The 14786-nt window shown below is 60.6% G+C and carries 5 protein-coding genes; 3 read left to right on the top strand and 2 right to left on the bottom strand.

The genetic code is table 11. The features are described from left to right. The first annotated feature begins 75 nt into the window (after positions 1-75). Positions 76-1149, top strand: coding sequence for an ABC transporter substrate-binding protein (locus NQL71_RS25360; protein WP_274643549.1), 1074 nt, complete (start codon positions 76-78; stop codon positions 1147-1149). On the opposite strand, the gene NQL71_RS25355 is transcribed toward NQL71_RS25360, so the two are convergent. Further along, positions 1146-1364 carry a DUF2970 domain-containing protein gene (locus NQL71_RS25355; protein WP_046820154.1) on the bottom strand — a complete coding sequence of 73 codons (219 nt, stop codon included), beginning with the start codon at positions 1362-1364 and terminating at the stop codon, positions 1146-1148. The genes NQL71_RS25360 and NQL71_RS25355 overlap by 4 nt on opposite strands. Before the next feature lie 165 nt (positions 1365-1529). On the opposite strand from NQL71_RS25355, the gene NQL71_RS25350 reads away from it, so the two are divergent. After that, positions 1530-8516, top strand: coding sequence for an NEL-type E3 ubiquitin ligase domain-containing protein (locus NQL71_RS25350; protein ID WP_274643548.1), 6987 nt, complete (start codon positions 1530-1532; stop codon positions 8514-8516). A gap of 63 nt (positions 8517-8579) precedes the next feature. On the opposite strand, the gene metH is transcribed toward NQL71_RS25350, so the two are convergent. Then, complete coding sequence (gene metH / locus NQL71_RS25345; RefSeq protein ID WP_077183235.1) at positions 8580-12290, bottom strand: methionine synthase; 3711 nt, start codon at positions 12288-12290, stop codon at positions 8580-8582. Between the two features lie 156 nt (positions 12291-12446). Here metH and NQL71_RS25340 point away from each other — a divergent pair, with 156 nt between their 5' ends. Then, on the top strand, positions 12447-14744 hold the full coding sequence (locus NQL71_RS25340) for a fatty acid cis/trans isomerase (RefSeq protein WP_274643547.1): 2298 nt from the start codon (positions 12447-12449) through the stop codon (positions 14742-14744). Positions 14745-14786 lie beyond the last annotated feature (42 nt).

Here is a 14786-nt window from a genome sequence, read left to right as displayed (position 1 = left end):
ATCCCTGATAAACGCCGTTCTACGGGTGTTCGCTGGCTATAATGCGCGGCGAATTTCCGGGGGCTCGGACGATCAATGCTGAAGATTTTCTATTCATTCCTGCTGCTGTTTGGCGCGGTTCATGGCACCGCTGCCCGGGCAGAATCAGTGCTGTTCCTCAACCCCGGAACAACCGATGAAGCCTTCTGGGTCAGCTATTCGCAATTCATGCAGGCGGCAGCCACGGACCTGGGCATTGACCTGCGAATTCTCTATTCCCAACGCATGCCGGAACTCACGCTGGCGCAGGCTCGTGTTGCGCTGCAAGGCCCCGAGCGTCCGGACTATCTGGTGTTCGTCAACGAACAATACGTCGCTCCACAGATCATTCGCCTGGCCCAGGGCAGCGGGGTCAAACTGTTCATGGTCAACGCTTCGTTGACGGCCAACCAGATGAGTCTGCTGGGCGAGCGCCCTGAGCGCTTGGGCAGCCTGGTGCCGAACGACGAGGAGGGTGGTTACCTGATGCTCAAGGAACTGATTCGCCAGCATCCCCCCGTGCCGCCCGGCGAGGTCATCGAGTTGCTGGCGTTTTCCGGTTTGAAGATCACCCCTTCGGCGCAACTGCGCGAGCAAGGCATGCTGCGGGCCTTGGCCGAACATCCGCAAGTGCGCTTGCGCCAGTTGGTCTATAGCGGCTGGACCCGGGAGCGGGCGTATGAACAGGCCAGGCTGTTGTTCCAGCGTTACCCGAAGGTCTCACTGGTGTGGTCAGCCAATGACGAAATGGCATTTGGCGCCATGCAGGCGTTTTCGCAGCGGGGTGGAGTTCCCGGCAGGGACGCGTTGTTCAGTGCGGTCAACACCTCGCCGGCGGCGTTGCAGGCGACGGTCGATGGGCGCATCAGTGTGCTGGTGGGCGGGCACTTCACCTTGGGTGGCTGGGCGCTGGTAGAGGTGCATGACCTTGAGCAGGGCGTGGATCTCGACCATTACGGCGGCCGCGACCAGCGGGTCCCGTTGCTGCAACTGATCGACAGGGCACAGGCCGGGCGATTGCTGGCCATGGGCAACTCACCGTCCTACGGGGTGAACTTCCGTCGACTGTCAGCCAAAGGCCGGCCGACCTCGTATCGCTATCCGTTCAGCCTGCAAACCCTGATGCGTTAAACCCCGGCCAGATGCACCACCAGTTGCACGATGCCGTACAGCGTCAAGGCGAATACCGCCGTGAACAGAATGCCCAGGATCACGAAATGACTGGGTTTGCCGTGAGTGAAGTCCCGCGCCCGGTTTTTCCCACTCTGCACCCCGAACGCCGCCGCCATGACGCTGTGCAGCATTTGCCAGAAGGTAGGCGGCTTGTTGTCGACTGGATCGTCCATAAATCCCTCCTCACCAGGTTGTGAGAGCTAAGCATAGCCAAACTGAAGAACTACAGTCTGCGCGTGACAGTGCAGGCCCCGTTTTCCCTATACATATGTACCGCCATGCCGGCGGGTGGCTGTGATGTCCTGACGCGCTCTTAATCGAGTAACAGGAGTTACATCATGCCGGACCTTTGCGCACCCGCTGAAACCGGGTTTCATGTTCCGTTCATCAAGAGCCGGGTTCCCGACTGGACGCGTCACCTGGCCAACCAACATCTCCAGGCCATCACAGAGGCGCGCAATCCTGCCCAGCGCTTCATCAAGGCGTACCCTGAACTGTATGACAAGGCGGCACAGGCGCTGCGCCAGGCCCTGCTCGACAGTCAGGCACAGAGCAATGTCTCCAGCCAGGCGCTGGCCACGACGCTCAAGGATTTCAAAGGCATCACCGAATTCGCCAAGCCTTTGCTGACGGATGCGCTACAGAAAAAATTCGGCCAGGCGCCTGATGTTGACGGCACAGCACTGTTTCACCTGCGTTCGCCCAATCGAGCCGAAGAGCAGTCATTGTTGCAGGCGGCGCTGCGAAACTTCGAAGCGGACGAGGCCTTTGACGAGGTTGCCTTGCAGGAGACCAGCGCGTTGGCGCCTGCGGGGGCACTGGACAGGCACTTTTACGATGAGAGCAATCGGTACCCGTTTGCGAAGGTGCGCTACAGCATCCGTGACAAGTTGGCGATATCGCCATCAGCGTTCGCCAGCCTGTGCCGGGAACTGGACGTGGGCAAGCAGTACCAGGACCATCTGAGTGCGGTATTCGATGCGCCCGACAAGGCGGCGACGGTACGCCAGCAGACGATTACCGCGAATAAGGACAGGATGCGCGTGCAGGCGCACATCGCGCGGATAAGGTCGGACATTGATGCCACGGACTATGCCACGGTGTTGGCGCTACTCGATGGCGTTTCGCAGGTTCGGCTCGATGGTGCGTCGGTCACATACAGTCGCTTGCAGGTATTTGGTTCGGAGTTGAACGACGTCCTGGTTATTGGCGCGGCGTCACGCAAAGTCAGGGCGGCCCTGCAAAATCCCTGGCTCAGTATTCTGTCCCGGATACCTGTTGCCGATCTGATCCCTGATTCACGGATCATCGTCTACATCCCGGGCGACCCCGTCAGCCCTCTCAAGGCGTATGGCTCAAGCCTCGAGTTCGCCCGTGACCTTGCGATCAAGCTGCGTACCACCGGTTATCAACGGTTCTTCGCCAGTTTTGTCGCAAAGGACGAGTCGAGCCGCTTTTTCCAGCGGCTCAGGCGCCAGCTCAAGGTCCAGAAATGGGATCCGGCCCCGGTTTATCCGGGCCCTCCGTATAACCCGGATGCGTTCCGCAATGGCGCCTATGTCGAGGTTTGGAACGAGGAGATCGACCTGGGAATGGATGAAACCTTCATTGACGGCGAAGTGTTTGCAGCCTGTCATGAGTTCCATCTGGCCAGAGTGAAGTCCAATGCCAGGTTGCTGGCAATACCCACCGCCGAGGTAGACCACGAGGCCTGGATTGCCCGGCTCGAACACTATGCCGAATTGGGCTTGAGCGTGTTGAACGTGGCGGCCTTTTTCGTGCCGGGCCTGGGCGAGGTCATGCTGGCCGTCACCGCCCTGCAGTTGACCTACGAGGTTTACCAGGGGGTGGAGACATGGAAGGAGGGAGATGCGGAGGAGGCCTGGGGCCACTTCAGGTCGGTCCTGCAGAACGTCGCTTTCATGGTCGTGTTGGGGGCGGTCGCGAGCAAGGCACCGCCAATCACCCACTCGCGGTTCGTCAACGGCATGACCCGGATCGCCACGCCTTTTGGTGAGCCGCGGTTGTGGAAGCCCGATCTGGCACCCTACAAGAGCAGTGTCTCGCTCGATGGGCTCGAGCCTGATGCCTTGGGGCAGTATAAGGTCGGTGACAAGACCTACATTCGACACGAAGGCAATGTCTACGAAAAAACCTTCGACCCGGCACTGCAAAAATGGCGGATCAAACATCCCGGCGATCCCCAGGCCTATCAACCGATCCTGCGCCACAACCAGCTTGGCGCCTGGCGCCACACCCTTGAACGACCGCTGGAGTGGGATCGGCCGACGCTGTTGCGGCGAATGGGGCCGCAGATGGACGAATTCTCCGATGCGCAGTTGCAGCAAATGGCCGAGATCAGCGGAGTCGGTGATGATGCATTACGCCAGATGCACATCGATCATCAACCACCGCCGCCGCTATTGGCCGAGACCATCCGGTCGTTCAAGGCTGAACAACAGGTCAGCGAGCTGATTGACCGGATCCGCAGCGGCAGTGACCTGGGTAGTGCTTCTGAGGCTGTGGTACCGCTGGCCCTGGAGCTGCCAAACTGGCCCGTCGAGGAGGTATTGGAAGTCTTCGAAGGGCCGGAACCCTGGGGCGCCTCACAGCGCTACGGTTCGGCGTCGGCCATGAACAGTATGAAGCCCACGATCAAGATCACCCGATCCGAAGTGCGCGCCGGAAAATTGCCGGAGCGGGTTTTACTGGCGCTCGACGAGCCACAAATCAACCAGTTGTTGGGCGCGCGTAGCGCACAACCGGGTGCCGACCGCGTGCAGATGTTCAGGGACCGCCTGGCCGATCGCGGGCTGGATAACAAAAAATCCTTGTTTGACAAACTACTCGCTGACCAACAGACAACAAGTGCCGATATTCAACGTCTGCAACGCAGTTTCCCTACGCTGTCGCCAGAGGGGGCACAACAGGTGCTGGGCAATGCCAGTGCCGCCGAACTGGCCCGCTTGCGCAGCAGCGCAAAAATACCCATGCGCCAGGCACAGCAAATTCGCGCCCATCTACAGCAAGGCGCCCTGAACCGGGCGCTCTGTGGTTTGCATCTGGAGGGCATGGCGTCGCTGGCCAGCGACCGCCTGGCGTTGCACAGCCTGGAGCAGTTGCCCGGCTGGTCGGGTGACATACGCGTGGAAATGCGCCTCGGCTCGATCAAGGGCCCCTTGCTGGACAGCATTGGCAGCGAGAATGCGAAGATCAACCTTTACCTGGTCAAGGGCGATGGTTATTTCCGCGCCTATGACGCCCAGGGCAGGGCGCTCAATAACATCGCCGCCCATGGCCGCAATCTGTATGAATCGTTGCTGGAGTTCTTGCCCGAAGCTTCACGGGCGACCCTGAAAGGCAATCAAGGCCAGGCTTTGCAAGAAGCACTGGCCGAGCATGCCAGATCCCATCGCAATGCGATGTCGCTGATCTTGAAACAGCGTCCGTTAAATGGCCCCGGGCCTGCGTTGCGCCTGCCTGGAGGCCGTCTCGGTTACCTGGCCAGTGGTCGTGGCGTCGGCTTCGCCGATGGCGCTTTGGTCTCCAGGGTTCGAGATGTCTATCCGAACATTTCCGATGCGCAAGCCAGTCAATTCATCAGAAATCGCCTGAGCGCGGGAGATACCGACCAGCAAGTGTTCAATCTGTTGAACAACCGGCAACGGGAATTCGAGGCACTGGACACTGCATTGACCCAATGGGTCGACGCTGTCGAGCCGGCATCTGCTGGAGGCCGCTCTCGACGGGTCATGGCCGATCAGTTGATCCAGTGCTGGCGCAATGGTCTTGTCCGCGGACAGGAGCCCGCGTTTGATTTGAACTTGACGGGTGCCGACCCGCTGCCCGAGTGGGATGCCGACTTCACCCATGTGCGTAATCTGCAAGTGGACAGTGGTCAGCTCATCGGTGACTCGGGCACTGGACTGCTTCAGCGGTTCGCGAAGATCAAAAGTCTGAATATTTCCATGGAAGGGCAGGACATGGCGGCTTTGGCCGGGAAATTGCCAGAACTGACGGATATTACCGAGCTGGTACTTGATGGCGCCTCGCAGACCTATCCGCCGCAATTGGTGCAGGCGCTCGAAAGGATGACCCAGCTGGAGCAATTGCTGCTCAAGGGCAACTTGGGTGAAATGGACTTCAGCCTGCTGACGAACCTGCGGTCGTTGAGGTTGGCCGGCGATATGGCCGATTGGCCAAACGGGGTGTCCGGCTTGAACAACCTGGAAGCCTTGGATCTACAGGGGGTGGCGCTCAAATCGCTGCCTGAGGAGTTGTACAGCGGCCATGACTCGCTATGGCGCCACATGCGGCTGAACTGGGCCGCCCTGGAGCCGCAAGCCTTCATGAAAGCCTACGGTCATGTGCACGACAACCCGGCCCACCTGGTGAACGAGCCGCATATGATTGCCGGATACTGCAGAGGGCGTTTGTCACAGCTGGTCCCCGACGATTTCAGCTTTGCAGCGGACGCAATGGCGCAGTTCAGTAAAGACGGGCTGTCTGGGCGGGCATTACTGGATCAGGTCGAGGCACTGCATCAGCAGCACCTGGAGTTGAATCAGTCATTGGCCGCCTGGACGGACAGGGTTGTCCGGATCGATGGCAGGCAGATGGAAGTACACCACCGTGAGGTGATCGCGCAAAGAATCCGCGAATGCGCTCGCAACGGGCTGCGTGCCCGCTATTCCCCTGCGGAGCCTTTTGCGGGGCCGTCGTGGCGGCGAGGGGGCGAGGTGAACGCGGTGTTGGACTTGTCAGGCTATGGGCCATTGGGCGATTTACCCGCGCTTGGGGGCAGGGTCTTTCCTCATGTGCGCAGCTTGATCCTCAGTGGCAGCGGACTTTCGACCGGGCAGGTCAATGATTTCCTGAGTGGATTTCCCCGGCTGCGAACACTCGATCTCAGCGCCAATCGCCTGACCGCGTTGCCCCAGGCGATTGAGACGCTCGGCGAGCTCAGTGAGTTGAACCTGCCATTCAATGAGCTGACGATCACGGCACCCGCGCAAGCGCGGTTGAACCGGTTGACCCACTTGAAAACGCTGAACCTTGCATACAATCGAGTCGGCACCCTGGAGGTCGGTTCGATGGCAGGCCTGCAAAGCCTGGACCTGAGTCATACCAATATCCGCAACTGGCCCGAGGGCGCGTTGTCGTTACCCCACCTGCGCCGACTGGCCCTGAATCACAGCGGCATTACGGATATTCCTGCGGCGGCCATGACCGGGCATGATCAGCTGTTGATGGGGACCACGCTGCAAGGTTGCCGGCTGAGTCCGCAAGCATTGGCAGCGGTACGGGCTTACGCTGCACGCACGGCACCACGGCCCCCGCTGGGTATTGCGCCATCACACCTGGCTGCAGGGCGCACCGGAGGCGATCCGGAGTTCTTTCCCGATGAAGTGTCGCAGCGTCCGGACCTTCTTTTACCCTTGCACCTGGAGCCCGGCCATGGGGATTTGCCCCAGACCTCGGCCGCCAGGCTGCAACGCCTCGACCCTCGGCTGGGTGAGGCTGAAGCCATTGAACGCATTGACGCATGGCTCGCCCAGGGCATCGGCGCCCTGGAGATTGAAGCCCGACTGGGCCAGTGGCAGCAACAGCAGACGCAATTGATCAAGCGCTTGAATGACTGGATCGATGTCCCGGCCGTGCGCAGCCATCAAGGCTGGATGGGCGCGGTAGACCGCCGCCGGGCGGCCGACCAGCTCCTGGAGTGCTGGCGAGGCACCTTGCGTGGGGTTCCCCCGGCCGCGGGAGCACAAACCGATGCCGTGCTTGATTTGACCGGTCTGGTCATCGGCGATTTGCCTGCCTTGCCCGTCACGTTCGAGCATGTCGGTGTACTGGACCTGAGCGGTGTCGGGCTCGCGGAAGGCTCGGATGCGTTTTTGCGCTCGTTTCCCCGCTTGCGGAGCCTGACGCTCAATCACAACCGCTTGGGCGCATTGCCCGAGGCGGCGGGACAATGCGAGCACCTCATCCAGTTGCGCGCCAGCTACAACGATCTGCGTGCCAGTGACGAGTTGCAGCGCCAACTGCGTTCCCTGAGGCACCTGCAAGTGCTGGACCTGAGCCAGAACAGTCTCGACAGGTTTGATGTCACCGGCCTTGAAACGCTGCAAAAACTGGACTTGCGCAACAACACGCTTCGGGATTGGCCGCAGGGCGTGTTGGATGCGCCGGCACTGACGACCCTCGACTTGAGTGGCAACCAGATAGCGATAATTCCCTCCGATGCCTTGCTGCCAGAGCACGCAACCTTGATGGCCGGCACCAACTTGTCCGATAACGGCAATCTGGAGATGGCGCAACTTCTACGATTGCAGGAGTACCTGCAGGACACTGGCCAGGGACTGGGCTTTACCGAGGCAGATATCGAGCGCGCGCTGGAGGGCTTCAGGGCTGAAGAGTTCGAGGGTTCCGAGACCTCTGACGAGGAGGTTCATCCCGACCATGAGTCAGCGCAGGCACAAAAAGCGCGATGGTTTTCCGGGGTGGCAGCCGATTCGGAAAAGCATCAGATGTGGAGTGCCTTGATGGAGCAGGACACCACCCATGACTTTTCGTACATTCTCTCGCAGCTGCAGCACACCCAGGACTTTGCCGCCGATCGCCTGGATCTCACGCAGCGCGTCTGGCGTGTCCTTGAAGCCGCTTTTGGCGATGAAGAATTGGGCAGGCGCTTGATGGACCTGTCGAAGGCGTTGAGGAATCGCATGACCTGTGGTGACGGTCGAATACTGTTGTTCAACGAACTGGAAGTCGAGGTGCATGAGTTCAATGCCCTGAAGTCCATTGCCCCGGAGCACAAAGGTCGCGAGCTGCTGAAACTGTCCAGGGAGCTGTTCCGCCTGGCGCAGGTCGAAGCGATCGCCAGGACGCGTATCCAGCTTAAGCCAGAAATCGATCCTGCCGAGATTCGCCTGGCCTATCGAATTGGCCTTGCCCGGCGCCTCAATCTGCCCAACCAGCCCAAAGGCATGTTGTATGGCAGCCTGGCGCAGGTGACGGCAACGGATCTGGACGAAGCGTACGCAGCGATCATTGCCGAGGAAAAGACCCCGGTGTTCGTCGAGCAACTGACTGCGCGTAAATACTGGAAGGACTACCTGGAGGAAAAATACCCTGGAGAATTTACCAGGCTGCAGCAGCAGTTCCAGGCCAAGGCCAGTGAGCTCGAGGATCAATACCCGGAGCTCAATACGGCCTACCTGCAGGAGATGGAGGCATTGGACAGCGCCAACAAAACCGAGCGCTTGCAACTGCTGACCCGACTCAGCGAACGTGAGATAGCCGAGTTGGGCGCACAGGCCTGATCGTCAGCTTACAAGGCTCTGGAGTCGGCACCGTCCGCCTCCAGAGCCCATGCTGCAAATCAATCAGTTGTCATACCCAAGGTTCGGCGCCAGCCAGCGCTCGGTCACGCTCAACTCCTGGCCTTTGCGCGAGGTGTAGCTCTGCACCTGATCCTTGTCGATCTTGCCCACGGCGAAGTACTGCGCCTGCGGGTGCGCGAAGTACCAGCCACTGACGGCCGCAGCGGGGAACATCGCGTAGTGTTCGGTGAGGAACACTCCGCTGCGACCGGCTTTCATTTCGCTCGCTTGGGGATCGAGCAAGGCAAACAGCGTGCTTTTCTCGGTGTGATCCGGGCAGGCCGGGTAGCCTGGAGCAGGGCGAATGCCGCTGTATTGCTCCTTGATCAACGCCTCGTTATCGAGTGTCTCGTCCTTGGCGTATCCCCAGTACTCTTTACGCACCTGCTGGTGCAACCACTCGGCGCATGCCTCGGCGAGACGGTCGGCCAGGGCCTTGACCATGATCGAGTTGTAATCGTCGCCAGCGTCCTGATAAGCCTTGGCCACTTCTTCGGCGCCGATGCCGGCGGTGGTGATGAAGCCGCCCACGTAGTCGGTGATTTCGCTGTCCTTCGGCGCGACGAAGTCAGCCAGGGAGAAGTTCGGCTTGCCGTCGGTCTTGATGATCTGCTGGCGCAGGTGATGCAGCTTGGCCAATGGCTTGCCGTCATCGCCGTAGACTTCGATGTCATCGTCGCGCACCTGGTTGGCCGGCCAGAAGCCGAACACCGCGCGGGCGCTGATGAGTTTTTCGTCGATCAGCTTGGCGAGCATTTCCTGGGCGTCGGCGTACAGCGCGGTGGCGGCTTCGCCGACCACTTCGTCTTCCAGGATGCGCGGAAATTTCCCGGCCAGGTCCCAGGAGATGAAAAACGGTGTCCAGTCGATGTATTCAGCCAGCACTTTGAGGTCGATGTTATCCAGCACCTTGGCGCCCGTGAACGTCGGTTTGACCGGCTCGTAGGTGCTCCAGTCGAACTGTGGCTTCTTGGCGATCGCCGCCGCGTAGCTCAGGCGTTCGGTGCGGGCGCTGCGGTTGGCGGTGCGCTCGCGGACTTCGATGTATTCCTCGCGGGTTTTCTCGACGAAACCGGCCTTCAGTTCCTTGGACAGCAACTGAGTGGCCACGCCAACGGCACGGGAGGCGTCAGTGACATACACCACCGCGTCGTTGCTGTACTTGGGCTCGATCTTCACCGCCGTGTGCGCCTTGGAGGTCGTGGCGCCACCGATCATCAACGGCAGGTGGAAGTCCTGGCGCTGCATCTCGCGCGCCACGTGGACCATCTCATCCAGCGATGGTGTGATCAGGCCGGACAGGCCGATGATGTCGCACTTCTGTTCCTTGGCCACCTGCAGGATTTTTTCCGCCGGCACCATCACGCCGAGGTCGACAATGTCGTAGCCGTTGCAACCGAGCACCACGCCGACGATGTTCTTGCCGATGTCGTGCACGTCGCCCTTGACCGTGGCCATGAGGATCTTGCCCTTGGCCTCTGGCTTGTCGCCTTTTTCCGCCTCGATGAACGGGATCAGGTGAGCCACGGCCTGCTTCATCACCCGGGCGGACTTCACCACCTGCGGCAGGAACATCTTGCCGGCGCCGAACAGGTCGCCAACGATGTTCATGCCGGACATCAGCGGGCCTTCGATCACTTCGATCGGGCGGGCGAAGGATTGGCGCGACTCTTCGGTGTCCTCGACAATGTGCGTGGTGATGCCCTTGACCAGTGCGTGCTCCAGGCGCTTGTTGACGTCCCAGTTGCGCCACTCTTCGGTCTCGGCTTCCTTGACGCTGCCGTCGCCCTTGTATTTGTCGGCGATGGCGAGGAGGGCATCGGTGCCTTCCGGCGTGCGGTTGAGGATCACGTCTTCGACGGCGTCGCGCAGTTCCACCGGGATCTGGTCGTAGATCTCCAGTTGCCCGGCGTTGACGATACCCATGGTCAGGCCGGCGCGGATCGCGTACAGCAGGAACACCGAGTGGATCGCCTCGCGCACCGGGTTGTTGCCGCGGAACGAGAACGACACGTTGGACACGCCGCCCGACGTCAGGGCATAGGGCAGTTCGTCGCGGATGTAGGCACAGGCGTTGATGAAGTCCACGGCGTAGTTGTTGTGTTCTTCAATCCCGGTGGCCACGGCAAAGATGTTCGGGTCGAAGATGATGTCTTCCGGCGGGAAGCCGACGTCGTTGACCAGAATGTCGTAGGAGCGTTTGCAGATCTCTTTCTTGCGCGCCTCGGTGTCGGCCTGGCCGGCTTCGTCGAAGGCCATCACCACCACGGCGGCGCCGTAGCGCTTGCACAGCTTGGCGTGATGGATGAACTGCTCGACGCCTTCCTTCATGCTGATCGAGTTGACGATGCCCTTGCCCTGGATGCACTTGAGGCCGGCTTCGATCACTTCCCACTTGGAGGAGTCGATCATGATCGGTACGCGGGAGATGTCCGGTTCGCCGGCAATCAGATTGAGGAAGGTCACCATGGCCTTCTTCGAATCGAGCATCCCCTCGTCCATGTTGATGTCGATGATCTGGGCGCCGGCTTCGACCTGTTGCAGGGCGACTTCCAGGGCTTCGGTGTAGTTGTCTTCACGGATCAGGCGGGCGAATTTGGCCGAACCGGTGATGTTGGTGCGCTCGCCGACGTTGACGAACAGCGAGTTGCGATCGATGGTGAACGGCTCCAGGCCTGACAGGCGGCAAGCCTTCGGGATCTCCGGTATCTGCCGCGGTGCATAACCGGCCACGGCCTTGGCGATGGCTTCGATGTGGCCCGGCGTGGTGCCGCAGCAGCCGCCGACGATGTTGAGGAAGCCGCTTTGGGCAAACTCTTCGATGACCTTGGCGGTTTGCGCCGGCAATTCGTCGTACTCGCCGAACTCGTTGGGCAACCCGGCGTTCGGGTGAGCGGAAACGTGGGTGTTGGCCTTGTTCGACAGCTCTTCCAGGTACGGACGCAACTCGCTGGCACCCAGTGCGCAGTTAAGGCCGACCGAAATCGGCTTGGCGTGGGCCACGGAGTTCCAGAACGCTTCGGTGGTCTGGCCGGACAGGGTGCGGCCGGAGGCATCGGTGATGGTGCCGGAAATCATGATCGGCAACTCGATGCCCAGTTCTTCGAACACCCCTTGTACGGCGAAAATCGCGGCCTTGGCGTTGAGGGTGTCGAAGATGGTTTCGATCAGGATCAGGTCGGCGCCGCCTTCGATCAGGCCCTTGGTGGCTTCGGTGTAGTTTTCTACCAGCTCATCGAAGGTCACGTTGCGATAGCCGGGGTTGTTCACGTCCGGCGACAGCGAGCAGGTGCGGCTGGTCGGGCCGAGTACGCCGGCAACGAAACGCGGCTTGTCAGGGTTTTCGAGGGTTTTCGCATCGGCGATCTTGCGCGCCAGGCGAGCGCCTTCTACGTTCAATTCGTAGGCCAGTTCTTCCATGCCATAATCGGCCATGGAAATCCGGGTGGCGTTGAAGGTGTTGGTTTCCAGGATGTCGGCACCGGCATCCAGGTAGGCTTTCTCGATGCCGCCAATCACGTCCGGGCGCGTCAGCACCAACAGGTCGTTGTTGCCTTTGACATCGCTCGGCCAGTCGGCGAAGCGCTTGCCTCGATAATCCTGCTCTTCAAGCTTGTAGCTCTGGATCATCGTGCCCATGCCGCCATCGAGAATCAGGATGCGCTCTTTTAGGGCGTGCTTGAGGGCTTGGAGGCGAACGCTGCGATCGGACATTGGGACTACTCGGAAAGACCATGACGAAGGGCCGGGATGATAGCAAACCTGTGCGCTTTTAGAGTATGTCCAAGTTTTCCATGAATATCGCTCATGTTGGTGTGGCGGCTAGCCCGGTAGAATCGCGGCGTTTTCTAAAGGATCGGGACCAGGGACATGTCGTATCGCGTCGTCATCAGCAGTGTATTACTGCTTCTCAGCTTTGCCGCGGTTGCGCAAGGTCCGGCCATCTCCGCTGGCATTTCCTACAGTCGCGACATCCAGCCGATCTTCACCGAAAAGTGCGTGGCCTGCCACGCCTGCAACGATGCGCCCTGTCAGCTCAACCTGGGCAGCGCAGAGGGTGCAGCCCGCGGCGCGACGAAAGTCCCGGTGTATGACGGTGAACGCAGCAAGGCGGTCGCGCCGAGCCGTCTGTTCTATGACGCGTTTGGCGAGCGCGCCTGGCAACATAAAGGCTTCTATTCGGTGCTCGACGCCCAGGGCAGCCAGGCTGCATTGATGGCGCGCATGCTTGAACTGGGTCACACCAACCCGTTGCAACCCAATGCCAGGTTGCCCGAGGACATCGTCCTGGGCCTCAATCGCGACAACATGTGCGCCCTGCCGGGTGAGTTCGACGGTTATGCCAGCGCTCACCCCAGGGAAGGGATGCCCCTGGCAGTCACCGGCCTTACCGACCAGCAATACCAGACGCTACAACGCTGGCTGGCTTCCGGTGCGCCGATCGATGAGCAGGCGCTGGTGCCCAGCGCGAAAGAAGCGTTGCAGGTGGTGCAGTGGGAAAACCTGCTCAATGCCCCGGGGGCCCGGGAGAGTCTGGTCGGGCGCTGGTTGTTCGAACACTGGTTTCTTGCGCATATCTATTTCAAGGATGGCGAGCCGGGGCATTTCTTCCAGTGGGTGCGTTCGCGCACGCCGACCGGCCAGCCCATCGACCTGATCAATACCCGTCGGCCGAACGACGACCCCGGCACCCAGGTTTATTACCGCTTGCGGCCGGTGCAGGGCGTAATCGTGCACAAGACCCATATTACCTATCCGCTGAGCGCGGCCAAGCTGGCCCGGGTCAATAGCCTGTTCTATAGCGGCAACTGGCAGGTCAATGCCTTGCCGGGTTACGGCCCGGAACGTCGGGCCAATCCGTTTTCCACCTTCGAAGCCATCCCGGCCCAGGCGCGTTATCAGTTCATGCTCGATAACGCCGAATATTTCGTGCGCACCTTTATCCGCGGCCCGGTTTGCCGGGGGCAGATCGCCACGGATGTGATCCGCGACAACTTTTGGGCGCTGTTCCAGGCGCCGGAACACGACCTCTACATCACCGACCCGAACTATCGTGGCCAGGCCACGCCATTGCTGGCGATGCCGGGGCAAAACGATGACGTTGGCAGCGTCCTGAGCCTGTGGCGCGATTACCGCGAGAAACGTAACGAATACGAAGCCCTGCGCCGCGACAGCTACGCCGATATGCCGCCACCCAGTTGGTCGAGCCTGTGGGCCGGTAATGACAATGCACTGCTGACTATCTTCCGTCATTTCGACAGCGCCGCAGTCATCAAGGGCCTGATCGGCGAAGTGCCGCAGACCATGTGGCTGTTCGACTTCCCGCTGCTGGAGCGTACCTATTATCAGTTGGCGGTGAATTTCGACGTGTTCGGCAATGTGTCCCATCAGGCCCAGACGCGCCTGTATTTCGACCTGATCCGCAATGGCGCCGAGCAGAATTTCCTGCGCCTGATGCCGGCCGACTCGCGGGATGGCTTCCTCGACGATTGGTACCAGAACAGCGGGAAGCTCAAGATGTGGCTGGACTATGAGTCCATCGACGACGACACGCCAACCGCGCTGAAACTCGATGAACAGGACCCCAAGCGCGACTTCGCCATGCAATTGCTGGCACGCTACGGCGAGCTGGACGCCAATCCTGATCCGATCAACCGCTGCGACGGCGCCTATTGTTCGCGGCCGAACATCGATCCGCTCCTGCAGGCGGCCGAGCAGGCGTTGAGTCGCCTGGCCTCACGTCCGGCGGCCGGCCTCAAGGTCATCGATCAACTGCCGGAAGCGACCCTGCTGCGCGTCGAAACCGCGAGCGGTCGACGGGGGGTCTACAGCCTGCTGCGCAACCGCGCACACAGCAACGTGGCGTTCCTGATCGGGGAGTCGCTGCGCTACCAGCCGGGCCTGGACACGCTCACCATTTTCCCTGGGGTTCTGAGCAGTTACCCGAACTTCATTTTCAATATCCCCGCCGAGCAGGTGCCAGACTTTGTGGGCTCGATGGAAAACGCCAAGGATCCCGCCAGCTTCGAGAAAATCGTCGAGCGCTGGGGGATCCGTCGCAGTCACCCGCAGTTCTGGCAGTATTTTCATGATCTGAGCCGCTACATCCACGAAACCGAGCCGGTGGAAGAGGGCGTGCTGGACATGAATCGCTACGAGAACCTCTAAAACCCCGAACCCACAGGGGTAAGCTCCGCATCTTTTCCCGAC

Origin of the sequence: Pseudomonas serbica, assembly GCF_028823535.1 — a bacterium.
GTDB classification, from domain to species: Bacteria; Pseudomonadota; Gammaproteobacteria; order Pseudomonadales; family Pseudomonadaceae; genus Aquipseudomonas; species Aquipseudomonas serbica.
The sequence above is the reverse complement of the archived record's forward strand: the minus strand, read 5'-3'. Positions and strand labels throughout refer to the sequence as shown.